The sequence below is a fragment of the Streptomyces sp. A012304 genome, assembly GCF_026008495.1.
GTDB lineage: Bacteria > Actinomycetota > Actinomycetes > Streptomycetales > Streptomycetaceae > Streptomyces.
This window is the reverse complement of the sequence record NZ_BQUN01000134.1, coordinates 66,464-90,251: the sequence shown is the minus strand read 5'-3', so window position 1 is coordinate 90,251 and position 23,788 is coordinate 66,464. Positions and strand designations below refer to the sequence as shown.

Genomic DNA, 23,788 nt, shown 5'->3' with positions numbered 1-23,788 from the left:
CGTCGGTGGTGGTGGCCGGTGGGTTGGGGCGGGTGCGGGTGGGGTGGGTGTTGGCGGCGCTGGGTGTGGGGTTGTTGACGGCGGCGTTCGTGACGGTTTGAGGTCGGCGGCGTTCTCTCCGGTGTGGGGGGGACGTTCGTTGCCTGTTCGTGCTTGACCGGTGGTCAGTGCGGGTTGGATGCTGAGCCGCCCCCTCCACGTCTTCCCTTTCGTCACTCGAAGATGGATGGCTCCATGCGTACCCTCACTCGCGTCGGCGTGTTCGCCGCCGCGTCCTCGGCCGCGATCCTGCTGGCTCCTGTCGCCCATGCCACGGACGGCGACACCTACACCGTGCAGTTGCGGCAGCAGCTTCCGCGCACGGCGACCACGGATGACGACGGGGCTCCGCAGAAGTCGCGGAGCGAGTGCCCCGGTGTTCCGGACGGCAAGGACGGCTGGCACTTCGTACTGCCGGGCAACTCGACGGACTTCGTGAAGCTGACGGTGACCTTCGCGCCCGGTGGGCAGCAGGTGGTGACGGACTTCGGTCCGCCGTCGGACAAGCACGCCTATGTGTGGTCGTCGCCGGGGGCGGAGCTGACGTCGGCGGTCGCCGAGGTGCGGGGTGGTGAGCTGAGGCTGTTCAACCTGTCGCACACCTGCCCAGTGGGCGGGGGTGGCACGCCGAGCGGTTCGCCGGAGCCGTCGGGCTCGAGTTCGGAGCCGGCGGGCGGTACCAGCTCGGAGCCTGCGGGCGGGTCGAGCAGTGAGCCGGCGGGCGGGTCGAGCAGTGAGCCGGCGGGCGGTTCGAGTTCGGAGCCGGTGGCGTCGCCGTCCGAGAGTGCCGTTCCCTCGGCGTCGGTGTCCGCGTCGGTGGCTCCGTCCGGGCCGGACGGCGGTGACCTGGCCGAGACGGGCAACGGCGCCCCGGTCGGTGTGCTCGCGGCCGTGGCGGGCGGGCTGCTCGCGGCCGGCGGGTTCCTGGTGTTCCGTCGCCGCCGGGGTGCGCGTCAGGGCTGAGTGAGTGACGAAGGGTGCCCCCGAGTCCGTGGCGCGGGCTCGGGGGCACCCTTGTGTGCGGGGTGGGTCAGCCGGTGTTGCGCAGGCCCGCCGCCACGCCGTTGACGGTGAGGAGCAGGGCGCGGGAGAGGAGGGGGTCGGGTTCCTCGCCGGCGGCCACGGCGTCGCGCTGGCGCTTGAGGAGGGTGACCTGGAGGTAGGAGATGGGGTCGAGGTAGGCGTCGCGGATGGTGAAGGTCTGCTTGAGGACGGGCTGGGCGTCCAGGAGTTCCCGTTCGCCCGTCACGCGCAGTACTTCGGCGACGGTGAGTGCGTGTTCGGTCTTGATGGTGTCGAAGACGTGGCGGAGTTCGTCGGGGACGAGGGTGTCGACGTAGTGCTGGGCGATGCGCAGGTCGGTCTTGGCGAGGGTCATCTCGACGTTGGAGATGAAGTTGCGGAAGAAGTGCCACTGCTCGTGCATCTCGTCGAGCACGGTGTCGAGGCCGGCTTCGCGCAGGGCCTTCAGGCCGGATCCGACGCCGAACCAGCCGGGGACGATCTGGCGGGACTGGGTCCAGCCGAACACCCACGGGATGGCCCGCAGTCCGTCGAGGGAGACGCCCGAGCCGGGGCGGCGGGAGGGCCGGGAGCCGAGGTGGAGGTCGGCGAGCTGGTCCACCGGCGTCGACGCGAGGAAGTACGTCGGCAGGTCGGGGTCCTCCACGAGCCTGCGGTAGGCGGCGTGCGCCGCGTCCGAGACGACGTCCATGGCGGCGTCCCAGCGGGCGAGTGCCTCGTCGGACTGGCGGGGGGCGGTGTGCAGGACGGAGGCCTGGAGGGTGGCGGCGACGGTCAGTTCCAGGTTCTCCCTGGCCAGGGAGGGGATGAGGTACTTGTCGGAGATGACCTCGCCCTGTTCGGTGACCTTGATCTCGCCTTCGAGGGTGCCCCAGGGCTGGGCGAGGATGGCGTCGTGGGAGGGGCCGCCGCCGCGGCCGACGGTGCCGCCGCGGCCGTGGAAGAGGCGCAGACGGACGCCGTAGCGGTGGGCGACGTCGCGCAGGCGGCGCTGGGCGCGGTGGATCTCCCACTGGCTGGTGGTGATGCCGCCGAACTTGGAGGAGTCGGAGTAGCCGAGCATGACCTCCTGGACGTCGCCGCGGAGTGCGACGAGGCGGCGGTAGGAGGGGTCGGCGAGCATCTCTTCGAGGATGGTGTCGGCGGCCTTGAGTTCGTCGGTGGTCTCCAGGAGGGGGACGATGCCGATCTTGGCCCAGCCGGCGTGCAGGTCGATGAGTCCGGCTTCGCGGGCGAGGACGGCGGCGGCGAAGACGTCGTCGGCGCCCTGGCACATGGAGATGATGTAGGACTCGATGACTTCGGGGCCGAAGACTTCCAGGGCGCGCTTGACGGTGAGGAAGACGCCGAGGGTCTTCTCGCCGGCGGCGTCGACGGGGGCGGGGCTGGGGGCGAGGGGCCTTCTGGAGCGCAGTTCCTTCGCGAGCAGCTTGGTGCGGTATTCGCGGGGCATGTCGGCGTAGCGCCAGGATTCCTCGCCGAGGCGGTCGAAGAGCTGACCGAGGGCGTGGTGGTGGGCGTCGGCGTGTTCGCGGACGTCCATGGTGGCGAGCTGGAGGCCGAAGGCGGCGAGGGTGCGGATGGTGCGGTTCATGCGGCCGTCGGCGAAGAGGCCGCCGCGGTGTTCGCGCAGGGAGCTCTGGATGAGCGTGAGGTCCTGGAGCAGTTCGCTGGTGCCGAGGTAGTCGCGGCCGGGCTCGTGGGGGGTGCCCTTGGCGAGGCGCTGCTTGGTGTTCTCGAGCTTCTGCCGGATGCAGGTGGCCTTGAGGCGGTAGGGCTCTTCGGCGTTGAGGCGCTTGTAGCGGGGGCTGATCTCGGGCAGGCGTTCGAGGTCGGTCCGCAGGGATTCCAGGAGGTCTTCGGTGGCCCCGGTGTAGCGGATGGAGTTGGAGAGGAAGCCGCGGAGTTCGTCGATCATCTCCAGGGCGTCGTTGATGCCGTGTTCGTGCTGGAGGATGAGGACGTCCCAGGTGACCTGGGGGGTGACGTTGGGGTTGCCGTCGCGGTCGCCGCCGATCCAGGTGCCGAAGGTCAGCGGGCGGGTGTCGTCCGGGAGGGTGACTCCGACGCGTTCGAGTTCGGCGGTGAGGTCCTCCAGGACGTCGCCGACGGCGCCCGCGTGGAGTTCGTCGAGGTAGTAGATGGCGTTGCGGGCCTCGTCGGCGGGCTCGGGGCGTACGACGCGCAGTTCGTCCGTCTGCCATACGAGGTCGATGTTCTCGGCCAGACGGGTGTCGTAGCGGCGGCGGTCGGATTCGATGACCGGGGTCTCCAGGAGCGCGGCGACGCGCCGGAGCTTATTGAGGACGGAGCGGCGTGCGGCCTCGGTGGGGTGGGCGGTGAAGACGGGGCGGACGTTGAGGTTGCGGACGGTCTCGCGGACGTGTTCGGGGTCGGCGTCCTTGAGGCGGTCGGCGGTGCGGGCGAGGAGGCCGCCCTCGGCGGCGCGCTTGGCGCGCAGTTCGCGGCCGCGGTGGACCTGTTCGGTGACGTTGGCCAGGTGGAAGTAGGTGGAGAAGGCGCGGACCAGCTTGGCGGCGGTCTCGAGTTCGATGCCGCGCAGCAGTTCGGCGGCGGCCTCGCCGTCCTCGCGGGTGAGGCGGCGGACCTTTTCGACCAGGTCGAGGAGTTCGGGGCCCTCTTGCCGGACGAGGGTCTCGCCGAGGAGGTCACCCAGTCGGCGGATGTCGGCGCGCAGCTCGGTGCTGGTCGTCGTCTGGTCGTCGGCACTGCTCACAGGTGCGGCTCCTTGCAGTGTTGAAGCTCGTCTGGGAGGGAACCCGGAGGTGGGCCCACGCGGCGGGCGCCGCATAGGGGGCCGTGCTTCCGGGAAGAAAACAGAGCGGACCGCGCTGTCCGACCGTCTCCAAGGATAGGTGGCCGGTCGGACGCGCTGGCTCACGGGCTCTTGCCGCCGGGCGACGCGCTGCCATACTTACGTCGCCGTAGGTTACGGAACCGTAGGAAACTGGTCGTACGGTTCTCGCCGCCCGGCAACTGCCTCAATCCACGACCCCACAGGGGACGCGCATGACCACACGCTCCGACGTGATCGAAGAGCCTTCGAAGGCGCCCGACGACATTTCTCCGCCGACGTCCGCCACTCTGGGTGGCGAGCAGAAGCGGTCGATCGAGCAGATCACGCTGCTCCTGTTCATCACCGTGCCGTTCCTGGCGCTGCTGGCGGCGGTGCCGCTGGCGTGGGGCTGGGGGGTGAGCTGGCTGGACCTCGGTCTGCTGGTGTTCTTCTACTACCTGGGCTGCCACGGCATCACGATCGGTTTCCACCGGCACTTCACCCATGGGTCCTTCAAGGCCAAGCGTCCCCTGAAGATCGCGCTGGCGATCGCGGGGTCGATGGCGGTGGAGGGGCCGCTGGTGCGCTGGGTGGCGGACCATCGCAAGCATCACAAGTACTCCGACGCGGACGGCGATCCGCACTCGCCGTGGCGGTACGGCGAAAGCGTGCCGGCGCTGATGAAGGGCCTGTGGTGGGCGCACATCGGCTGGATGTTCGACGAGGAGCAGACGCCGCAGGACAAGTACGCGCCGGATCTGATCAAGGACAAGGCGCTGCGGACGATCTCACGGCAGTTCATCCTGTGGACGATGGTGTCGCTGGCGTTGCCGGCGCTGATCGGCGGGCTGGTGACGATGTCCTGGTGGGGGGCGTTCACCGGGTTCTTCTGGGGTTCGCTGGTGCGGGTGGCGCTGCTTCATCACGTGACGTGGTCGATCAACTCGATCTGTCACGCGGTGGGCAAGCGGCCGTTCAAGTCGCGGGACCGGTCGGGGAACGTGTGGTGGCTGGCGGTGCTGTCGTGCGGGGAGTCGTGGCACAACCTGCATCACGCGGATCCGACGTCGGCGCGGCACGGTGTGGAGCGGTGGCAGCTGGACTCCTCGGCGCGGCTGATCCGCTGGTTCGAGAGGCTCGGCTGGGCGTACGACGTGCGCTGGCCGTCACGCTCGCGTATCGATTCGCGTCGGAACACGGGTGAGGACGGCTCTCGGCACCGGAAGGTGACCGCTGACGCGGCATGATGGACGCCGTGGCGACCGACTCCAGCAGCACCCCAAGCAACGAAGCGAAGCCGCGGCGTGTCCGTCGCACCCGGATGACCGGTGCGGAGCGCCGCCAGCAGTTGCTGGAGATCGGTCGCACCCTTTTCGCGGCGAAAGGTTTCGAGGGTACGTCGGTGGAGGAGATCGCGGCGAAGGCCGGGGTGTCCAAGCCGGTGGTGTACGAGCACTTCGGTGGCAAGGAGGGGCTGTACGCGGTGGTGGTGGACCGTGAGATGCGGCGGCTGCTGGACATGGTGACGAGTTCGCTGACCGCCGGTCATCCGCGTGAGCTGTGCGAGCAGGCGGCGTTCGCACTGTTGGACTACATCGAGGAGTACACGGACGGTTTCCGCATCCTGGTGCGTGACTCGCCCATCCCGCAGTCGACGGGTTCGTTCGCCTCGTTGATCTCGGACATCGCCACCCAGGTGGAGGACATCCTGGGTCGTGAGTTCAAGTCCCGGGGTTTCGATCCGAAGCTGGCGCCGCTGTACGCGCAGGCGCTGGTCGGCATGGTCGCGTTGACCGGCCAGTGGTGGCTGGACGTGCGCCGTCCGAAGAAGGCGGAGGTGGCGGCGCATCTGGTGAATCTGGCGTGGCACGGTCTGGACGGGCTGGAGCAGAAGCCGCGGCTGATCGGTCACCGCAGGAGCTGACCCCCGTCCGGCGGACGGGGGTCGTGTCGTTTCGTCGGGCTCAGTGCTTGAAGGTGTCCTTCGCCTTCTCCTTGGTCTGGCGGGCATCCGCCTTGGCCTGCTCGGCCCGGCCCTCGGCTTCCAGCCGCTGGTCGTCCATGGCCCGCCCGGCCGTTTCCTTGGCCTTGCCCTTGGCCTGTTCCATCTTCCCCTTGGCCTTCTGCTGCCGCGCCACCGTCGATCACTCCCAGCCGCTTCGACATCGCTGTGTCCCACCGGGTGACCCGGTGCGACCTTCTCAAACGACGTCGTCGGCTGCCGTGCGGGCCACCACGAACAGGCGGCGGAAGGGCAGGACGGTGCCGTAGTCGTGGCGGGGGTAGGCCTCGCGCAGCAGGTCGCGGTACTCGGTGAGGAAGGCGTCGCGGGCTTCGGGGTCGTCGGCGAGGGCGGTGAGGACGGGGCGCAGGCCGGTGCCCTTGGACCAGTCGAGGACGGGGTCGTCGCCGGTGAGGACGTGGTGGTACGTCGTCGTCCACACGTCGGTGTCGCAGCCGAGGCGGGCGAGGTGGTCGAGGTAGACGTCGGGGGCGTGGACGGAGTCCTCGTGGCGCAGGAGGTGGGCGAGGCGGTTCTTCCAGCGGGGGGTGTTGCCGAGGTCGCGCAGGAGGGCGTGCAGGGGGGCGTGGATGTTGTGGGGGACCTGGAAGGCGAAGGTGCCGCCGGGGGTGAGGCCGGCCAGCCAGGCGGGGAAGGCGTCGAGGTGGCCGGGGACCCACTGGAGGGCGGCGTTGGAGACGATCAGGTCGTAGGTCTCGGTCGGGGTCCAGGTGGTGAGGTCGGCGTGGGTGAAGTCGAGGCGGGGGCCGGCGTGTGCCTGGGCCTCGGTGAGCATCTGTGGGGAGTTGTCGTAGCCGGTGATGCGGGCGGTGGGCCAGCGGTCGGCGAGGAGGGTGGTGACGTTGCCGGGGCCGCAGCCGAGGTCGGCGATGCGGGGTGTCGCTGTGGTGGGCGGGTCGGGGACGCGGGCGAGGAGGTCGGTGAAGGCGCGGGCGCGGTGGCCGGCGTGGCGGAGGTACTGGGTGGGGTCCCAAACAGGTGTGGGCATCGGGCCTCCTCGGCGTGGCGTGGTCGGCGGTGTCCAGCCTCCCCCCACATTTAGCTTGACGTCAAGAGGCTTGACATCAAGAGACTTCATGTCGACACAACCACTACACTGATCGTCATGGAGGACGAGGTCGATCGGCTGGTCGCAGCGTGGCGCCGGGAGCGCCCGGACCTCGACGTGGAGCCGCTGGAAGTACTCAGCCGGGTGAGCAGACTGGCCCGGCACCTGGACCGCGCACGCCGTCTGGCGTTCTCCGAGCACCAGCTGGAGCCCTGGGAGTTCGACGTCCTGACCGCGCTGCGGCGCGCGGGGGCGCCGTATCAGCTGTCGCCGGGGCAGTTGCTGACGCAGACGCTGGTCACGTCCGGCACGATGACCAACCGTATCGACCGGCTGGCGAAGAGGAACCTGGTGGAGCGGCTGCCCGATCCCAGCGACCGGCGTGGTGTGCTGGTGCGGCTCACGGACGACGGCAAGGACCGCGCCGACCAGGCGCTGGCCGGGCTGCTCGACCAGGAGCGGGCGATCCTGGCCGAGCTGTCGCACGCGCAGCGCGCCGAGCTGGCCGGGCTGCTACGCCAGCTGACCGCCCCGTTCGACAACATCCCCGGCTAGGTCCACGGGTCCTACCCCGGCGCGGCGCGCGAGGGCGACGGCGGCGAGCGTGGAGTGCACGCCGAGCTTGCCCAGCACGTTCTGCATATGGGTGCGGACGGTGTGCGGGGAGAGGAACAGCCGCTCGGCGACGGCCTTCCTGCCCAGTCCCGCGACCATGCAGCGCAGCACCTCCCGCTCGCGCGGGGTCAGCGACTCCACGAGCCGTTCGCTCTCGGTGCGGTGCTTGCGCGCGGCGGTCAGCTCCTTGAGCACGCCGGTCAGCAGGGCGGGCGGCAGATGCGTCTCCTCCCGCAGCACCCCGCGGATCACGGTGAGCAGCCGCGACAGCGAGCAGTCCTTGGCGACCCAGCCGGACGCGCCGGCCTGGAGGGCGAGGGCCGCGCGGCGCGGGTCGTCCTTCTCGGCGAGGACGACGGTGCGCACGTACGGCTGGGCGGAGCGGACGCCGGTGACGAGGGAGATCCCGTCGACGAGGCCGTCCTCGCCCACGTCCTGCACCGGCACGGCGGGCCGCACGCCCGGCAGCCGGCCGCCCAGGTCGGCGTCGACGAGCAGCACGTCGTAGCGGCGGCCCTCGGCGGCCGCGCGCTCCAGGCAGCGCAGCGCCGCGGGGCCGCTGCCGGCCGCGGACACGTCGACGTCGGGCTCGGCGGCCAGGGCGGCGGCGAGCGACTCGGCGAAGATACGGTGGTCGTCGACGACCAGGACTCGGATGCGAACCACGAAACCCCCTTCCCCAGGCTCCTTCCACAGAGCAGGGGATACCCCAGGTCCGAGGAACGACGACCGGCGCGGATACGACGCCCGCGAGGAGCGTCGATCGCACGGCCGCCGCCGTGCAGACATCGCTACCCCCACCACGGGCGTCGTACCCGACTGTCTCGCCCCCTGATCAGCACCGGCCCCCACCGGTACCTTTCACAGAGTAGGGCTGTGAGCACAGAGCGGAAGTCAATTCGCAGAACTGGAACGCCGACGCGTTTATGGTGTGCCGCATGTTTCGTCTTGAGACAGAAGTCGACAAGAACAGGCGTGATCTTCTTCGGGCCAGGCTCCTCGACACCAACACGGCGGCCTCGCCCGTTCTGCGCGCGCTGCGCGGCACCCCCGACGAGCGGGAGGTCCCGCTGCACGTGTGGGCGTTGGACGGGTCCGGTGAGCTGGCGGGCGGCCTGGTCGGTCACACCTGGGCGTCCTGGTTGCACGTCACCTACCTGTGGGTCGACGCGCCCCATCGTGGCACCGGCCTCGGCAGCCGTCTGCTGGCGCACGCGGAGCGCACCGCGCGCGAGCAGCGCGGCTGCGGCCGGGTCCGCCTGGAGACCTGGGACTTCCAGGCCCCGGACTTCTACCGGAAGCAGGGCTACGAGGTGGCGTGCGTGATCGAGGACTATCCGCCGGGGATCACGGAGTACACGCTGGTCAAGCGTCTGGGGTGAGCGGCGGGGGCGGGCCGGGTGGCGGCGGTGGGGGTGCGTCGGTCTGCGGCAGCAGTGGACCGTCGGCCCGCAGCGGCCCCCGCCCTCCGAAAACCGTCAGCCCCGCACAGGTGTGCGGGGCTGACGGGTCTACCGGAACGGCTCAGCTCAGGCGCCGGGCCCCCGCCGCGGGCACCGCCTCGAACACGCGGGGGGCCGTGAAGCCCGCCGCGGCGAAGGCCTCCTCGACCGCCTTGGTGAGGGTGTCGACGTCGGCGGCCTCCGCCAGCACGATCGCGGAGCCTCCGAATCCGCCGCCGGTCATGCGGGCGCCGAGCGCGCCGGCGGCCAGGGCCGTGTCGACGACCAGGTCCAGCTCGGGGCAGGAGATGCGGAAGTCGTCGCGCAGGGAGGCGTGGCCCTCGGTGAGGACCGGGCCGACCGCGCGGGTCTCGCCGGACTCCAGGAGGGAGACGACCCGCTCGACGCGCTCATCCTCGGTCACGACGTGGCGGACCAGCCGGCGGACCTCCTCCTCGTCGCCCAGCCGGGCCAGCGCGGCGTCGAGTTCGGCGTACGGGATGTCGCGCAGGGCGTCGACGCCGAGGAGGGCGGCGCCCTTCTCGCAGCCGGCGCGGCGCTTGCCGTACTCGCCGTCGCTGTGGGCGTGCTTGACCTGCGTGTCGACGACCAGCAGGCGCATGCCCTCGGCGGCCAGGTCGAGGGGGATCTGCTTCTGGGAGAGGTCGCGGGTGTCGAGGAACAGGGCGTGGCCGGCCTCGCAGCAGGCGGACGCGGTCTGGTCCATGATCCCGGTGGGGGCGCCGACGTAGACGTTCTCGGCGCGCTGGCACAGGCGGGCCAGCTGCCAGCGCTGGAGACCGAGTCCGTACAGGTCGTTCAGGGCGAGCGCCACGACGACCTCCAGGGCCGCCGACGACGACAGGCCCGCGCCGGAGGGGACGGTGGAGCTGAGGTGGATGTCGGCGCCGGTGACCGGGTGGCCGGCCTCGCGCAGCGCCCAGACCACGCCCGCCGGGTACGCCGTCCACGTGCGGTCCGATTCCGGGGCCAGGTCGTCCAGGGCCAGCTCGACGACACCGGACTCGACGTCCGCCGAGTGCAGGCGCAGCCGGCCGTCCGCGCGGCGCGAGACCGCGGCGATCGCGGTGTGCGGCAGCGCGAAGGGCATCACGAAGCCGTCGTTGTAGTCGGTGTGCTCGCCGATGAGGTTGACCCGGCCCGGCGCCGACCAGATGCCGTCGGGCTCGGCCCCGTACAGCGCGACGAAGCCGTCCCGCACTTGCTCTGCGCCCATTACTGCTCCCTTGCACTGCTTGCGACGGTCCGCGTGAACTCCCACGCGTCCGCGACGATGCCCGCGAGGTCCGCGCGGGACGGGTTCCAGCCCAGTTTCTCGCGGGCGGTGGCCGCCGAGGCGACCAGGACGGCCGGGTCGCCGCCGCGGCGGGGGGCCACGACCTCGGGGATGGGGTGGCCGGTGACCTGGCGGACGGTCTCGATGACCTCGCGGACGGAGAAGCCGTTGCCGTTGCCGAGGTTGCAGATCAGGTGCTCGCCGGGGGTGGCCGCGTCGACCGCCAGCAGGTGGGCCTCGGCGAGGTCCGCGACGTGGATGTAGTCACGGACGCAGGTGCCGTCGGGGGTCGGGTAGTCGTCGCCGAAGACGGAGATGGCGTCCCGGCGGCCCTGCGCGACCTGGAGAACCAGCGGGATGAGGTGCGACTCGGGGTCGTGGCGCTCGCCGTACGCGCCGTAGGCGCCGGCCACGTTGAAGTAGCGCAGCGACACCGCGCCCAGCCCGTGGGCGGCGGCCTCACCGGTGATCATGTGGTCGACGGCCAGCTTGGACGCGCCGTACGGGGAGGTCGGCGCGGTCGGGTCGGTCTCGGTGATGGGGGTGCTGACCGGCTCGCCGTAGGTGGCGGCGGTCGAGGAGAAGACCAGCTTGCGCACGCCCGCCTCGCGCATGGCGGCGAGCAGGGCCATGGTGCCGCCGACGTTGTTGTCCCAGTACTTCTCCGGCTTGACCACCGACTCGCCGACTTGGGAGAAGGCCGCGAAGTGCAGGACGGCGTCGAAGGAGGAGTCGAGCCATTTGGCGGCGTCGCGGATGTCGCCCTCGATGAAGGAGGCGCCCGTCGGGACGCCGGCCCGGAAGCCGGTGGACAGGTTGTCGAGGACGACGACCTCGTGCCCGGCCTCCAGCAGGTGCTGGGCGACGACGCTGCCGACGTATCCCGCACCGCCGGTGACCAGATACTTCCCGCTCATGAACTCGCTACCTCTCGCAGTCGCTGGGCCGCGCGCTCCGGCGGCACGTCGTTGATGAAGACGCTCATGCCGGACTCGGAGCCCGCGAGGAACTTCAGCTTGCCGGACGTGCGGCGGATGGTGAAAAGCTCGAGGTGCAGCGCGAAGTCGTCGCGGTTGACCCCTTCGAACTCCTCCAGCTGGCCGAACGGCGCCTGGTGCCAGGCGGCGATGTACGGCGTGGGAGGCTCACCTTCGCCGAAGATCCGGTCGAAGCGCCTCAACAGTTCCAGATAGACCTGGGGGAACTCCGTGCGCGCCGCCTCGTCGAGTCCGAGCAGGTCGGGGACGCGGCGCTTGGGGTACAGGTGCACCTCGTACGGCCAGTGCGCGGCGTACGGCACGAACGCGACCCAGTGTTCACTCTCCAGGACGACCCGCTCGTCGGCGAGTTCACGCTCCAGGACGGCGTCGAAGAGGTTCTCCCCGCCGGTGGCGTCCTTGTGCGCGGCCACCTGGCGCAGCATCAGGGCGGTGCGGGGCGTGGTGAAGGGGTAGGCGTAGATCTGCCCGTGCGGGTGACCCAGGGTCACACCGATCTCCGCACCGCGGTTCTCGAAGCAGAACACCTGTTCCACGGAGGGCAGATGAGACAGCTCGGACGTGCGGTCCGTCCATGCCTCCAGGACCAGCCGCGCCTGCTCCTCGGTGAGGTCGGCGAAGGAGGCGTTGTGGTCGGAGGTGAAGCAGACCACCTCGCAGCGCCCGGAGTCGCCGGCCAGCGAGGGGAAACGGTTCTCGAAGACGACCACGTCGTACGACGAGTCCGGGATCTCGCTCAGCCGCTCGCCCTGGGAGGGGCACAGGGGGCATTCGTCGGCCGGCGGGTGGTAGGTGCGTCCCTGCCGGTGCGAGGCGACGGCGATGGAGTCGCCGAGCAGCGGATCCCGGCGTACCTCCGATGTGGTGACCGTGCGCTCCAGCGGGCGGCGGTCCACCGCGTCGCGCACCGAGTCGTCCCCCAGGTCGTAGTAGATCAGCTCACGACCGTCGGCCAGTCGGGTCGAGGTCTTCTTCACCGCGACGCTCCATCCCTGCCCTAGCAGCAGTACCCAGCAAAGCTTCAAACAGAACCAAACACATAAAACCATAAACCCCCAGGCAAGTCACCACCACAACCAAACAAAGAACACCAAACGAAGTGAGCCGTGCATGCGAACCCCCACACCCCTCGCCGCGGACACCCTCGCCGCCGAACTGCGCCTCCCCACCAACTGGCTCGACTACACGATCCTCGGGATCTACTTCGTCGTCGTCCTCGGCATCGGCTTCGCCGCCCGCCGCTCGGTGAAGACCAGCCTGGACTTCTTCCTCTCCGGCCGCTCACTGCCCGCCTGGATCACGGGGCTCGCCTTCATCTCGGCCAACCTCGCGGCCACCGAGATCCTCGGCATGGCCGCCAACAGCGCGCAGTACGGCGCGTACACCGTCCACTGGTACTGGATCGGCGCCATCCCGGCCATGGTCTTCCTCGGCCTGGTGATGATGCCGTTCTACTACGGCTCCAAGGTGCGCTCGGTCCCCGAGTTCCTGCTGCTGCGCTTCGACCGGGGGGCGCACCTGCTCAGCTCGCTGCTCTTCGCCTTCGCCGCGATCCTGATCTCCGGGGTGAACCTGTACGCCCTGGCGATCGTCGTCGAGGCGCTGCTGGGCTGGCCGCAGTGGGTGGCGATCGTGGTCGCGGGCTTCTTCGTGCTGGCGTACATCACGCTGGGCGGCCTGTCGTCGGCGATCTACAACGAGGTGCTCCAGTTCTTCGTGATCCTGGCCGCGCTGATCCCGCTGTCGGTGCTGGGCCTGAAGAAGGCCGGCGGCTGGGACGGGCTCACGGACTCCCTGACCAAGACCCACGGAGAGGACTTCACCACCGCGTGGGGCGGTACCGGCATCGGCAGCGACAACCCGCTGGGCGCGAACTGGCTGACGATCGTGCTCGGCCTCGGCTTCGTCCTCTCCTTCGGCTACTGGACGACGAACTTCGCCGAGGTGCAGCGCGCCCTGTCCGCGCGGAACCTGTCGGCCGCGCAGCGCACCCCGCTGATCGCCGCGTACCCCAAGATCTTCATCGTCTTCCTGGTGATGATCCCAGGCCTGGTCGCCGCGGCCCTGGTCCCCGGCTTCGGCACCGAGGAGTCGGGCTACCAGTACAACGACGCGATCCCGTACCTGATGGAAGGGCTGCTGCCCAACGGTGTGCTGGGGATCGCGGTGACGGGTCTGCTGGCGGCGTTCATGGCGGGCATGGCCGCGAACGTCTCGTCCTTCAACACGGTGTTCACCAACGACATCTGGGCGAAGTACGTCGTGCTCGGGCGCGAGGACGGCTATTACGTCCGCTTCGGCCGGCTGATCACCGCGCTCGGCGTGCTGGCGTCGATCGGCACGGCGTTCCTCGCCTCGTCCTTCTCCAACATCATGAGCTACCTCCAGACGCTGTTCAGCTTCTTCAACGTGCCGATGTTCGTGGTGTTCATCGTCGGCATGTTCTGGCGGCGGGCGTCGATGAAGTCGGGCTTCTGGGGCCTGCTGGCCGGCACGACGGCGGCGATGGTCAACTACTTCGTCCTCTACAAGCAGGGGATCGTCGACATCCCCACCGACCAGGGCGCCAACTTCGTGTCCGCGATCGCCGGCTTCGTGGCCGGCGCGGTGGTGATGGTCGCGGTGTCCCTGTTCACCGCCCCCAAGCCGGAGGAGGACCTCCAGGGCCTCGTCTACGGCACCCGCTCCCCCGGCATGGCCGAGCCGCCGGCGGCGGGCGACGACGCCTGGTACCGGCGCCCGGCGCTGCTGGGCTGGGGCGCGGTGATCCTGGCCGCCGCCTGCTACATCCCGTTCTCGTTCTGAGCCCGCCGACGCCCATCGCGGGAGGATGGAAAGACCATGTCTGAGCGATTCGAACCCGACGAGCGCGCGGCGGCCGAGCGGCTGCGGCACGCGGGTTACTCCGAGGCGGACGTCCAGCGGGAGGTCACCGAGCTGGAGCAGAAGTCCGCGACGGCCGCCCGCATCTTCGACCTGCGCCGCATCATCGGCGGCCTGTTCGTCGTCTACGGCGTCATCGTCACGATCGCCGGCCTCACCGACGGCGACGCGGAGATCGACAAGGCCCAGGGCATCAACATCAACCTGTGGACGGGGCTGGGGATGCTGGCGCTGGGAATCTTCTTCCTGGCCTGGCTGAAGCTGCGGCCCGCGGCCCCGCCCGCGCCGCCGCTGCCGCCGGAGGCGGTGTCGCCGGAGGGGGAGGCGCCGCGGGGCGAGTAGCGGGCGCCGCTTTCCTCACGTGACGCGGAACAGCTCCGGGACCCGGGGTTTCGGGTGCCGGAGCTGTCGGGTTCGGCGGGTTTCCGGGGCTCAGAAGCCGCCGAGGCCGTTGAACCGTCGAGCCCGGCGCCGCTTCCCACGGGCACGGTGCCGCTGACCGACCTTTCCCCCGTGCGTGGCAGTGGCTCGTTCGACCTTCGGTCGGTGACCATGGGGGCGAAGTCATACGAGCAGGCTATGACGTTGGTCTACCCCTGTAGCACGACGGGCGGCATCGAATACAGCATCAATGAGCGGTACAGGTCACTCACGCCGACCATCGGCCTGGACGACAACAGCACGGCCGAACTGATCAAGGTGACGATCGCGGGCGACGGCCGTGCGCTGAAGACCGTGGGCGCGGAGATCAACCGGCCGCAGAACGTGACCGTGGATATGACAGGTGTCGTCGAACTCGTCATCACATCCACGAGCGAGTGCGACGACAGCGACGGAATCGTGCTCGCGCTGGCCGACGCCACGCTCCACTCGTGATCCGGGGAACGCGCAGGCGACCCTCACCGGTGCATTCCGCGTCCCGGACGTACTAGGGCTCGTGCGGGCCCCTCGGCAAGGAGCTCGCTCGGTCCAGTAGGCCCGTTCGGGCTGCCAGGGCGGCTGCTTCCAGGCGGGAGCCGACGCCGAGTTTCATCAGGACGCGTTGGACGTGGGTGCGGGCGGTGGAGGGGGCGATGCCCATGCCGGCGGCGATGAGGCGGGTGTCCTCGCCGTCGGCTACCCGGACCAGGACCTCGACCTCCCGGGGTGTGAGCATCTGGAGCAGGCGCTGGCCCTCGTCGTCGGGCTGGGCCGCCGGGTTCAGCAACTCGCTGAAGGCTCCTTGCAGGAGCTGCGGCGCCACCGCCGCCTCACCCGACCTCGCTTTCATGATCGCCCGTTCCACGCCCTCGATGCGCTCGTCGTGGCGTACGTAGCCGGAGGCGCCCGCCGCGAAGGCCGCCGCGATGCCGCGCGGGCTCGGGACCGGTCCCAGGACGAGGACGGCGACCTGGGGCCGCTCCCGTTTGATGCGGACCACGGGATCGAAGACGCCCGGCTCGGCCGGTGTCGCCGTACCCAGCAGGCACACCTCGGGTGCCCGGGTGATCACGAGCTCCGCCGCTCCCGCGGCGGGCGCCGCCGCGGCGAGCACCCGGTGCCCCCGCAGCTTCAACGCCGAGGCCAACGCCTCGGCGAGCAGTCGGTGGTCGTCGACCACCATCAACCGCACTCCCATCGAGCAACCCCCCAGTCCCCCCATGGATGCCCACACGGACAACAGGCAAAGCCAGACGGACAACCAGACAGACAAAAGGTGCCCCCCGGCACCTCGTCCTTCATGCCCCCGGAAGCTACACGCTTGTTCGACGTCGCGCTCCCCCTACCGGTGAGAAGTGCCCCGGATCGCCGAAATTCCTCGCATTCGAGGGTGTTGAGCGGTACGTGAACGGCCCCGCCCCTGAGCAGGGGCGGGGCCGTCACGGCGACAGGGGGCGATCAGCCGCTCGTGCCGAACGCCAGCGCCAGATACTCCTTGTCGCGGGAGCTGGAGTCGTCCGCGTACACCTGGGACATGTACAGCCGCCCCTGGGAGTAGATGATCTCCGAGTACTCCGGGGACATGCTGGACTCGGCGTCCCGCACCGACTCCGTCGACGGGTTCCGCATGAGCACCGTCTGCTTGAACGTCCCGCCGTCGATGCTGACGATCTGGCCGCCCTGGTCGTACGGCGGACGCTTGTAGGCGATCAGGTTGCCGCCGTCCATGCGCAGCGGGATCAGCTCGAAGTCGTCGCCGGCGTCCGCGCGCTGGCCGGTCTGCTTGCCGGTGGCCAGGTCGAAGGCGAGGACCTCGTTGGTCTCGCTGTACTCGCCGGTGCCGTCGTGCTCCTCGGTCGGCAGGTACAGCCGGCCGTTGCCGGCGACCACACCCGTGCACTGCTCGATCTTGGTGATGCCGTCGCAGCGGGCCGCGAACTGCTCGCCCGGCGCGGAGATCCGGGTGCGCAGCTTGCCGGTCTTGTTGTCGATGGAGAAGAAGTCCGAGATGCCGCTGCCGTCCTGGGCGCTGTCGCCGACGTCGGCGGCCACGACCAGCGGGTCCGTGGAGACGATGCTCGCGTACTCGATGCCGGTCGCCATCTTGTACTCGGAGAGCACCTTCCCGGAGGCCGGGTCGATGGTCTGGATGTGCAGCTCGCGCGCGTCGTAGTCACCGCACTTGCGCACCGCGACCAGCTTGGCGCCACCGCCGTAGCCGGCGTCGTAGCAGCTGTCGGTCGGCTTCGGGGCCCACAGCTGCTTGCCCGTGGTGATGTCGAAGGCCGCGCCGCCCTCGTTGGCGCCCAGGGCGACGGTGTTCCCGCCGACCGTGACGTTGTCGAAGGTGACCGGGTAGTCGCCGGATTCGACGGCCTTCGACCACAGCTGCTTGCCGGCGGCGAGGTCGATCGCCGCGACCTGGCTGCACCCGGCCGAGGAGTCCTTCGCGGGCATCTTCGGCTGGAAGACGACGGCCGTCTTGTTGTCCTCGGTGGCGTGCTTGCTGGCCGTGCAGACCGGGCCGGGCAGCTTGATCGTCCACAGCTTGGTGCCCTTGTCGCGGTCGTAGCCGTTGATCTCGGCCACGCCCGCCTTCACATACGCCTTGTCCGTCAGCCAGGAGCCGGTCACCACGACGCTGTCGTCCTTGGCGACGGCGGGCGAGGGCAGCTGGAAGAGGACCTTGGACTCCGGGTTCGAGGGCACCTTCTCGGTGCCGCCGGAAGAGGTGCCTCCGCCGCCGCCCTTGGTGTCGCCGCCCTTGGTGCCACCGGAGCTGGCCGTGTCGTCCTTCTTGTCGCCGTCACCCGAGCTCGCGTACCAGACGCCGCCGCCGACGATCAGCGCGATCGCGACGACCGCCGCGACGATGATCGCCATCTGGGCGTTGATCTTGCGGCCGGTGCCGGAGCCACCGGCCGGCTGCGGGTGCATCGGCATGGTGGGCTGGCCCGCGTACCCTGCGTAGCCGCCGGGGGGCGTCTGGTGGCCCTGCTGGGGCTGGCCCGGGTAGCCGTAGCCCGGCTGCTGGCCGTACGGGGCCTGCTGGGCGTAGGGGCTCGGGTTGGGCTGGCCGTACCCGCCGGGCTGCTGGGCGGTCTGGCCGGGGTAGCCGTAGCCGGGGCCGGACGGGGGCTGCGGCTGGGCGGGCGGGGCCGTCTGCGGGTAGCCGTAGCCCGGCTGGGGCTGCGGCGGGCCGGGCGGCGCCTGCGGGGGCTGGCCGGGCTGGGCCTGGTGCGGCATCGGGCCGCCGTGGGCCGGCGTCTTGTCGAGCTGCGGGCCCTCCGGCGGGGCCGGCGGCGGCGACTGGGGCGCGCCGAACGCGCCCTGCTGCGGGGGCTGCGGGGGCTGGTTGGGCGGCGGGGGCGGCGGCTGGGTCATGGTGTGGGTACCTCGGGTCGAGCTCGGTGAGTCGGGCGGGGACGACGGGCGGGGGGAAGCCGGTGCCTCACTTGCCGTAGGCGAGCATCAGCTTCTCCTTCGAGTCGTCGTTGCCCGTCAGCCGGGTGGAGGAGAGGTAGAAGCGGCCGTCGACCCAGGCCAGGTCGGGCGAGTAGAAACCGTCCTCGATGTCGATCGTGCTCTTCGGCAGCTGCATCACCGTCTTCGGCGTGTGCGCGGAGCCCGCCGTCGGGATGGCCACGACCCGGCCGGCCGTGTCGTACGACGGCTCGACGTAGGCGATGAGGTTGCCGCCCTCGACCTTCACCGGCTGCATCGCCTCCTCCGTCGGGGACTTCACCCGCCACTTCTCCTTGCCGGTGGACAGGTCGATCGCGACGATCTCGTTGGCGCCGCTCTTGGCGTCGGTCGGCAGGTAGAGGGTGTTGGCGTCGGCGGCCGTGCCCGTGCAGCCGGTGAGGTCACGGGTGAGGATGGCGAAGCCGCACTCGGGCGCGAACTCCTCGTCGAAGCCGACCTGCGAGCGGAACGTGCCGTTCGGCTTGAGGGTGGAGATGTTCCAGGCCTTCTTGTCGTCGTTGGTGCTGTAGACCACCAGCGGGTCCACGGAATACGTCCGCTCGACCCTCCAGCCCTTGTCGAACTTCTGGGTCCACTTGACCTTGCCGGTCGCCGGGTCCAGCTCCTGCACCTCGTCGTGCTCGTTCGCGCCCAGCGCGTCGCAGGAGGACACCGCGATCAGCTTGGTGCCGCCCGCGAAGGCGCTCGGGAAGCAGTCCTCGCCGTACTTCTGCGTGTCGTACAGCTTCTTGCCGGTGCGCACGTCGTACGCGGTGCCGGACGAGGAGCGGCCCACCATCAGGGTGTTGCCCGCGAGGGACAGGGAGATGGAGGCGGCGCTGTCGAAGAGCTTGCCGTCCTCGACGGTGGCCTTCCAGCCCTGGGCGCCGGTGGCGAGGTCGATCTGCTGGAGCTGGTTGCACTTGGCGCGGTCGCTGGTGCCGCTCATGTACGCGATGACGATCTTGTCGTCGGCCGTCTTCTGCGGGGTGACCGCGCAGACCTTCTGCGGAAGGCTGATGGTGGACCAGGTCGGCTTGCCGTCGGCGATGTTGTACGCGACGACCTCCTTGTAGGCGGCCTTCACCGCCGCCTTGGAGGTGATCCACATGCCGGGGGCGTCGGCGCCGGAGGCGGGCGCGTCGGGCGCCTCCTTGTACCAGAGCACCTTGGCCTCGCCGGCCTTGCGGTCCGCGTTGAAGTCCTCGGACTCCTCGCCGCCGTCGCCGCTGCCGTCACCGGGGTTGACGGGGCTTTCGCTCGCCGTCGCCTTGCCGTCGTCGCTCTCCTTGGCGACCGGCTTCTTGCCGCCCTCGTCGTCGCCGCTCGTGACCGCGAAGACGGTGCCGCCGATGACGAGCAGCGCCGCCACCGCCGCCCCGACGACCAGGGCCGGCTTGCCCTTGAAGGGGTTGCGCGAACCGCCGGGCGGCGGGGTGCCGGGCGCGCCGGGGAACGGAGGCGGCGGGTAGCCGTAGCCCTGCTGCTGGGGGTAGGGGCCGCTCGGCTGGGCGCCGTACGGGCCGGGCTGCTGGGGCTGGCTGTACGGGCCGGGCTGTGGGGGCTGCCCGTACGGGGGCTGCTGGGGCGGAGCGCCGTAGGGCCCGGGCTGCTGGGCGTACGGGCCCGGCTGCTGGGGCTGTTGCTGCGGATAGCCGTATCCGGGCTGCGGAGCCTGCGGCGGTTGGCCGGGCATCTGCGGTGCTCCGAAACCGTCCTGCTGCGGCGGCTGGTCGGGCGGCTGAGTCATCAGCGTGTTCCCCCTCGTCACTGATTTTTAGCCACGCCCCGAGGTTCGTGACGGACCCACGAGTCGTATCGAAGAAAAGTCTCAGACGGCTCTTTCTATCACCCGCGACCGACAGCGCAGGGGCCCGTGTCCGCCCCTGTTCCCAAGGGAGGACCGGGCCGTGATGCCGTCGTTACGCGCCTTCACTCCCCCTTCACGCGGCGCACGCGCCGTCGTCGCGCGCAGGGTGGAAGCGTGAACGCCGGTGTGCGCACTGTCGGTTCGCGCCGCTCGCCGGCCGCCGCGCGGCGGCGAACGCCGTACGGATCTGTCAGGCGTCCTCGGCGAGTTCCAGCCAGCGCAGTTCCAGCTCCTCACGTTCCGCTGTCAACGCGCGCAGTTCCGCGTCGAGTTCGGCGACCTTCGTGAAGTCGGTGGCGTTGTCGGCGATCTGGGAGTGCAGCTTGGTCTCCTTCTCGGAGACACGGTCGAGTTGACGCTCGATCTTCTGCAACTCCTTCTTGGCGGCGCGCTGGTCGGCAGCGCTCTTCTCGGGCACCGGCTTCTGGGCGGGGGCCGGGGCGGAGGCGGCGGCGGCCTCCTCCATGCGGTGACGGCGTTCCAGGTACTCGTCGATGCCACGCGGCAGCATGCGCAGGGTGGCGTCACCGAGGAGGGCGTACACCTTGTCGGTGGTGCGCTCGACGAAGAAACGGTCGTGGGAGATGACGATCATCGAGCCGGGCCAGCCGTCGAGGACGTCCTCCAGCTGGGTGAGGGTCTCGATGTCGAGGTCGTTGGTGGGCTCGTCGAGGAAGAGGACGTTGGGCTCGTCCATGAGGAGCCGCAGGAGCTGGAGGCGGCGGCGCTCACCGCCGGAGAGGTCCCCGACCGGCGTCCACTGCTTGTCCTTGTTGAAGCCGAACGTCTCGCACAGCTGACCCGCGGTCATCTCGCGTCCCCTGCCGAGGTCGACGCGCTCACGCACCCGCTGCACGGCCTCCAGCACCCGCCAGGTCGGGTCGAGTTCGGCGACCTCCTGGGAGAGGTAGGCGAGTTTCACGGTCCGGCCCACGGCGATCCGGCCGGCCGCGGGCTGGACCTCGCCCTGGGTGCGGGCGGCCTCGGCCATGGCCCGCAGCAGGGACGTCTTCCCCGCGCCGTTGACGCCGACCAGGCCGATGCGGTCGCCGGGGCCGAGCTGCCAGGTGACGTGCTTCAGCAGCGTCTTGGGGCCGGCCTGGACGCTCACGTCCTCCAGGTCGAAGACGGTCTTGCCGAGCCGCGACGAGGCGAACTTCATCAGCTCGCTGCTGTCCCGGGGCGGCGGCACGTCCTTGATCAGCTCGTTGGCGGCCTCGACGCGGAAGCGCGGCTTGGAGGTGCGGGCGGGGGCGCCGCGCCGCAGCCAGGCAAGCTCCTTGCGGACCAGGTTCTGCCGCTTGACCTCCTCGGTCGCCGCGATCCGCTCCCGCTCCGCGCGCGCGAAGACGTAGTCGGAGTAGCCGCCCTCGTACTCGTGGACGGTGCCGCGCTGCACGTCCCACATGCGGGTGCAGACCTGGTCGAGGAACCAGCGGTCGTGGGTGACGCACACCAGCGCGGAGCGGCGGGCCCGCAGGTGGTCGGCGAGCCAGGCGATGCCCTCGACGTCGAGGTGGTTGGTCGGCTCGTCCAGGACGATCAGGTCCTGCTCCTCGATGAGCAGCTTGGCGAGCGCGATACGGCGGCGCTCACCACCGGAGAGCGGCCCGATGACGGTGTCCAGGCCCTGCGGGAAGCCGGGCAGGTCGAGCCCGCCGAACAGGCCCGTCAGCACGTCCCTGATCTTGGCGTTGCCCGCCCACTCGTGGTCGGCCAGGTCCCGGATGACCTCGTGCCGGACGGTCGCGGTGGGGTCGAGGGAGTCGTGCTGGGTGAGCACGCCCATGCGCACCCCGCCGGAGTGCGTGACCCGGCCGGAGTCGGCCTCCTCCAGCTTGGCGAGCATCCGGATCAGGGTGGTCTTGCCGTCGCCGTTGCGCCCGACGACCCCGATCCGGTCCCCTTCGGACACGCCGAGCGAGACGCCGTCGAGGAGCGCACGGGTTCCGTACACCTTGCTGACGTTCTCGACATTGACCAGATTGACGGCCATTTCACTCCTGCCCGGGGGGATCGATCGACCCTCCAGGGTAGTCGGGCGGAGGGACGGACGGCGGGGTCAGGGGAGTACGGTCGCGCCCGGGGCCGGGGCCGAGGCGGTGCGTACGGTGTGGCAGGTGCCGGACGCGCGCAGTGCGGCAGCGACCTCGGCCGCGGCGGCGGGGTCGCGGGTGAGGAACGCGGTGGTGGGGCCCGAGCCGGAGACGAGGGCGGCGAGGGCGCCGGCCGCGCGGCCCACGGCGAGGGTGTCGGCGAGTTCGGGGAAGAGGGACAGGGCGGCGGGCTGGAGGTCGTTGGACACGGCCGCCGCGAGCGCCTCGGGGTCGCCCTTGGCGAGGGCGGCGAGGAGGTCCTGGGAGGCGACGGGCTCGGGGACGTCCCGGCCCTCGGCGAGCCGGTCGAACTCACGGAACACCGCCGGCGTCGACAGCCCCCGCCCCGCCATCGCGAACACCCAGTGGAAGGTGCCGCCGACCTCCACGGCGGTCAGCCGCTCGCCCCGCCCGGTGCCGAGGGCGGCGCCGCCGATCAGGCTGAACGGCACGTCGCTGCCCAACTCGGCGCAGATCTCCAGGAGTTCCTCCCGGGACGCGCCCGTGCCCCACAGCGCGTCGCAGGCGAGCAGCGCGCCCGCGCCGTCCGCGCTGCCGCCCGCCATGCCGCCGGCGACGGGGATGTCCTTGGTGATGTGCAGGTGCACGTCGGGCGTCCGGCCGTAGCGCTCGGCGAGCGCGAGCGCGGCGCGCGCGGCCAGGTTGGTGCGGTCGAGCGGGACCTGGGCGGCGTCCGGACCCGTGCACGTGACGCGCAGCTCGTCGGCCGGGGTGACGGTGACCTCGTCGAACAGGGAGACCGCGAGGAAGACGTTCGCCAGGTCGTGGAAGCCGTCGGGGCGGGCCGCGCCCACCGCGAGCTGGACGTTGACCTTCGCGGGGACGCGTACGGTGACGCTCACTCGGATTCCTTCTGCTTGTGCTCGGCGATGCGCGCGAACTCCTCGACGGTGAGTGACTCCCCGCGCGCCTGGGGGGACACCCCGGCCGCGACCAGGGCCGTCTCGGCCGCCGCGGCGGAGCCCGCCCAGCCGGCGAGCGCGGCCCGCAGGGTCTTGCGGCGCTGGGCGAACGCCGCGTCGACGACGGCGAACACCTCGGCCTTCGAGGCGGTCGTCTTGATCGGCTCGGCGCGGCGGACGAGCGAGACCAGGCCGCTGTCGACGTTGGGCGCGGGCCAGAAGACGTTGCGGCCGATCGCGCCGGCCCGCTTGACCTCGGCGTACCAGTTGGCCTTGACCGACGGCACGCCGTACACCTTCGAGCCGGGTGCGGCGGCGAGCCGGTCGGCGACCTCCGCCTGGACCATGACGAGGGTGCGCTCGATGCTCGGGAAGGTGTCGAGCATGTGGAGGAGGACCGGCACGGCGACGTTGTAGGGGAGGTTGGCGACCAGCGCGGTGGGGGCGGGGCCCGGCAGCTCGGTCACGTGCATCGCGTCCGAGTGGACAAGGGCGAAGTGGTCGGCGCGGGCCGGCATCCGGGCCGCGATCGTCGCGGGGAGGGCGGCGGCCAGCACGTCGTCGATCTCGACGGCGGTGACGTGGTCGGCGGCCTCCAGCAGCGCGAGGGTCAGTGAGCCGAGCCCCGGGCCCACCTCGACGACCACGTCGTCGGGGCGGACCTCCGCGGTGCGGACGATACGGCGGACCGTGTTCGCGTCGATCACGAAGTTCTGGCCGCGCTGTTTGGTGGGGCGTACGCCGAGGGCGGCCGCCAGTTCGCGGATGTCGGCGGGGCCGAGGAGGGCGTCGGGGGTGGGGCTGGTCACGGGACAAGGGTACGGGGCGGCAGGTGGGCGTCCCGTCCGG

Annotated in this window: 21 protein-coding genes; 8 read left to right on the top strand and 13 right to left on the bottom strand. The window is 70.7% G+C overall.

Going from position 1 to position 23,788, the window contains the following annotated elements:
- Positions 1-234: 234 nt before the first annotated feature.
- The gene (locus tag ALMP_RS33530; RefSeq protein WP_264935304.1) at positions 235-1,002 is read left to right on the top strand and encodes an LPXTG cell wall anchor domain-containing protein; all 768 of its coding nucleotides are present in this window, start codon (positions 235-237) and stop codon (positions 1,000-1,002) included.
- A gap of 67 nt (positions 1,003-1,069) precedes the next feature.
- Here the strand turns inward: ALMP_RS33530 and ppc are convergent, their stop codons facing one another.
- A complete protein-coding gene (gene ppc, locus ALMP_RS33525; protein ID WP_264935302.1) occupies positions 1,070-3,799 on the bottom strand; it encodes a phosphoenolpyruvate carboxylase in 2,730 nt (909 codons plus the stop codon).
- A gap of 293 nt (positions 3,800-4,092) precedes the next feature.
- On the opposite strand from ppc, the gene ALMP_RS33520 reads away from it, so the two are divergent.
- Both ALMP_RS33520 and ALMP_RS33515 read left to right on the top strand, forming a co-directional pair.
- On the top strand, positions 4,093-5,106 hold the full coding sequence (locus tag ALMP_RS33520; RefSeq protein WP_264935301.1) for a fatty acid desaturase: 1,014 nt from the start codon (positions 4,093-4,095) through the stop codon (positions 5,104-5,106).
- Entirely contained in the window at positions 5,103-5,783 is a 681-nt protein-coding gene (locus ALMP_RS33515) for a TetR/AcrR family transcriptional regulator (protein ID WP_264935299.1), read from the top strand. Before ALMP_RS33520 ends, ALMP_RS33515 begins: the two co-directional genes overlap by 4 nt.
- Positions 5,784-5,823: 40 nt before the next feature.
- On the opposite strand, the gene ALMP_RS33510 is transcribed toward ALMP_RS33515, so the two are convergent.
- On the bottom strand, positions 5,824-5,997 hold the full coding sequence (locus tag ALMP_RS33510) for a CsbD family protein (RefSeq protein WP_264935298.1): 174 nt from the start codon (positions 5,995-5,997) through the stop codon (positions 5,824-5,826).
- Between the two features lie 63 nt (positions 5,998-6,060).
- Positions 6,061-6,870, bottom strand: coding sequence for a trans-aconitate 2-methyltransferase (locus tag ALMP_RS33505; RefSeq protein WP_264935296.1), 810 nt, complete (start codon positions 6,868-6,870; stop codon positions 6,061-6,063).
- 117 nt (positions 6,871-6,987) lie between these two features.
- On the opposite strand from ALMP_RS33505, the gene ALMP_RS33500 reads away from it, so the two are divergent.
- Complete coding sequence (locus ALMP_RS33500; RefSeq protein ID WP_264935294.1) at positions 6,988-7,485, top strand: MarR family winged helix-turn-helix transcriptional regulator; 498 nt, start codon at positions 6,988-6,990, stop codon at positions 7,483-7,485.
- Here the strand turns inward: ALMP_RS33500 and ALMP_RS33495 are convergent.
- Complete coding sequence (locus ALMP_RS33495) at positions 7,444-8,211, bottom strand: response regulator transcription factor (RefSeq protein ID WP_264935292.1); 768 nt, start codon at positions 8,209-8,211, stop codon at positions 7,444-7,446. The genes ALMP_RS33500 and ALMP_RS33495 overlap by 42 nt on opposite strands.
- 260 nt (positions 8,212-8,471) lie before the next feature.
- Between ALMP_RS33495 and ALMP_RS33490 the strand changes: the two genes are divergently transcribed.
- Positions 8,472-8,927: an N-acetyltransferase gene (locus tag ALMP_RS33490; RefSeq protein ID WP_264935290.1), complete on the top strand. Its 456-nt coding sequence runs from the start codon at positions 8,472-8,474 to the stop codon at positions 8,925-8,927.
- A gap of 142 nt (positions 8,928-9,069) precedes the next feature.
- Here ALMP_RS33490 and galK read toward each other — a convergent pair whose 3' ends face one another.
- From galK to galT, 3 genes are read right to left on the bottom strand one after another with little or no spacing between them, the layout of a single operon-like run.
- Positions 9,070-10,224 carry a galactokinase gene (gene galK / locus ALMP_RS33485; protein ID WP_264935289.1) on the bottom strand — a complete coding sequence of 385 codons (1,155 nt, stop codon included), beginning with the start codon at positions 10,222-10,224 and terminating at the stop codon, positions 9,070-9,072.
- Positions 10,224-11,201, bottom strand: a complete 978-nt coding sequence (galE, locus tag ALMP_RS33480; RefSeq protein WP_264935288.1) for a UDP-glucose 4-epimerase GalE — start codon at positions 11,199-11,201, stop codon at positions 10,224-10,226. The genes galK and galE overlap by 1 nt, the downstream gene beginning before the upstream one ends.
- Complete coding sequence (gene galT, locus ALMP_RS33475; RefSeq protein WP_264935286.1) at positions 11,198-12,259, bottom strand: galactose-1-phosphate uridylyltransferase; 1,062 nt, start codon at positions 12,257-12,259, stop codon at positions 11,198-11,200. Before galT ends, galE begins: the two co-directional genes overlap by 4 nt.
- Before the next feature lie 133 nt (positions 12,260-12,392).
- On the opposite strand from galT, the gene ALMP_RS33470 reads away from it, so the two are divergent.
- Genes ALMP_RS33470 through ALMP_RS33460 form a run of 3 tightly spaced genes read left to right on the top strand, consistent with a single transcriptional unit; the run spans position 12,393 to position 15,041 of the window.
- Positions 12,393-14,087, top strand: a complete 1,695-nt coding sequence (locus ALMP_RS33470) for a sodium:solute symporter family protein (protein WP_264935284.1) — start codon at positions 12,393-12,395, stop codon at positions 14,085-14,087.
- 36 nt (positions 14,088-14,123) lie between these two features.
- Positions 14,124-14,507 carry a hypothetical protein gene (locus tag ALMP_RS33465; protein WP_264935282.1) on the top strand — a complete coding sequence of 128 codons (384 nt, stop codon included), beginning with the start codon at positions 14,124-14,126 and terminating at the stop codon, positions 14,505-14,507.
- Positions 14,508-14,561: 54 nt separating this feature from the next.
- Positions 14,562-15,041 carry an NPCBM/NEW2 domain-containing protein gene (locus ALMP_RS33460; RefSeq protein WP_264935280.1) on the top strand — a complete coding sequence of 160 codons (480 nt, stop codon included), beginning with the start codon at positions 14,562-14,564 and terminating at the stop codon, positions 15,039-15,041.
- A 52-nt stretch (positions 15,042-15,093) separates the two neighbouring features.
- On the opposite strand, the gene ALMP_RS33455 is transcribed toward ALMP_RS33460, so the two are convergent.
- The 6 genes from ALMP_RS33455 to rsmA all read right to left on the bottom strand — a co-directional run bounded on the left by ALMP_RS33455 (position 15,094) and on the right by rsmA (position 23,748).
- Positions 15,094-15,783, bottom strand: a complete 690-nt coding sequence (locus ALMP_RS33455; protein WP_264935279.1) for a LuxR C-terminal-related transcriptional regulator — start codon at positions 15,781-15,783, stop codon at positions 15,094-15,096.
- A 260-nt stretch (positions 15,784-16,043) separates the two neighbouring features.
- Entirely contained in the window at positions 16,044-17,969 is a 1,926-nt protein-coding gene (locus ALMP_RS33450; RefSeq protein WP_264935278.1) for a PQQ-binding-like beta-propeller repeat protein, read from the bottom strand.
- 67 nt (positions 17,970-18,036) lie between these two features.
- Entirely contained in the window at positions 18,037-19,800 is a 1,764-nt protein-coding gene (locus ALMP_RS33445; protein WP_264935276.1) for a PQQ-like beta-propeller repeat protein, read from the bottom strand.
- Between the two features lie 310 nt (positions 19,801-20,110).
- The gene (locus ALMP_RS33440) at positions 20,111-21,916 is read right to left on the bottom strand and encodes an ABC-F family ATP-binding cassette domain-containing protein (protein WP_264935274.1); all 1,806 of its coding nucleotides are present in this window, start codon (positions 21,914-21,916) and stop codon (positions 20,111-20,113) included.
- Positions 21,917-21,982: 66 nt separating this feature from the next.
- Entirely contained in the window at positions 21,983-22,879 is an 897-nt protein-coding gene (locus ALMP_RS33435; RefSeq protein ID WP_264935273.1) for a 4-(cytidine 5'-diphospho)-2-C-methyl-D-erythritol kinase, read from the bottom strand.
- The gene (gene rsmA, locus ALMP_RS33430) at positions 22,876-23,748 is read right to left on the bottom strand and encodes a 16S rRNA (adenine(1518)-N(6)/adenine(1519)-N(6))-dimethyltransferase RsmA (RefSeq protein ID WP_264935272.1); all 873 of its coding nucleotides are present in this window, start codon (positions 23,746-23,748) and stop codon (positions 22,876-22,878) included. The genes ALMP_RS33435 and rsmA overlap by 4 nt, the downstream gene beginning before the upstream one ends.
- Positions 23,749-23,788 lie beyond the last annotated feature (40 nt).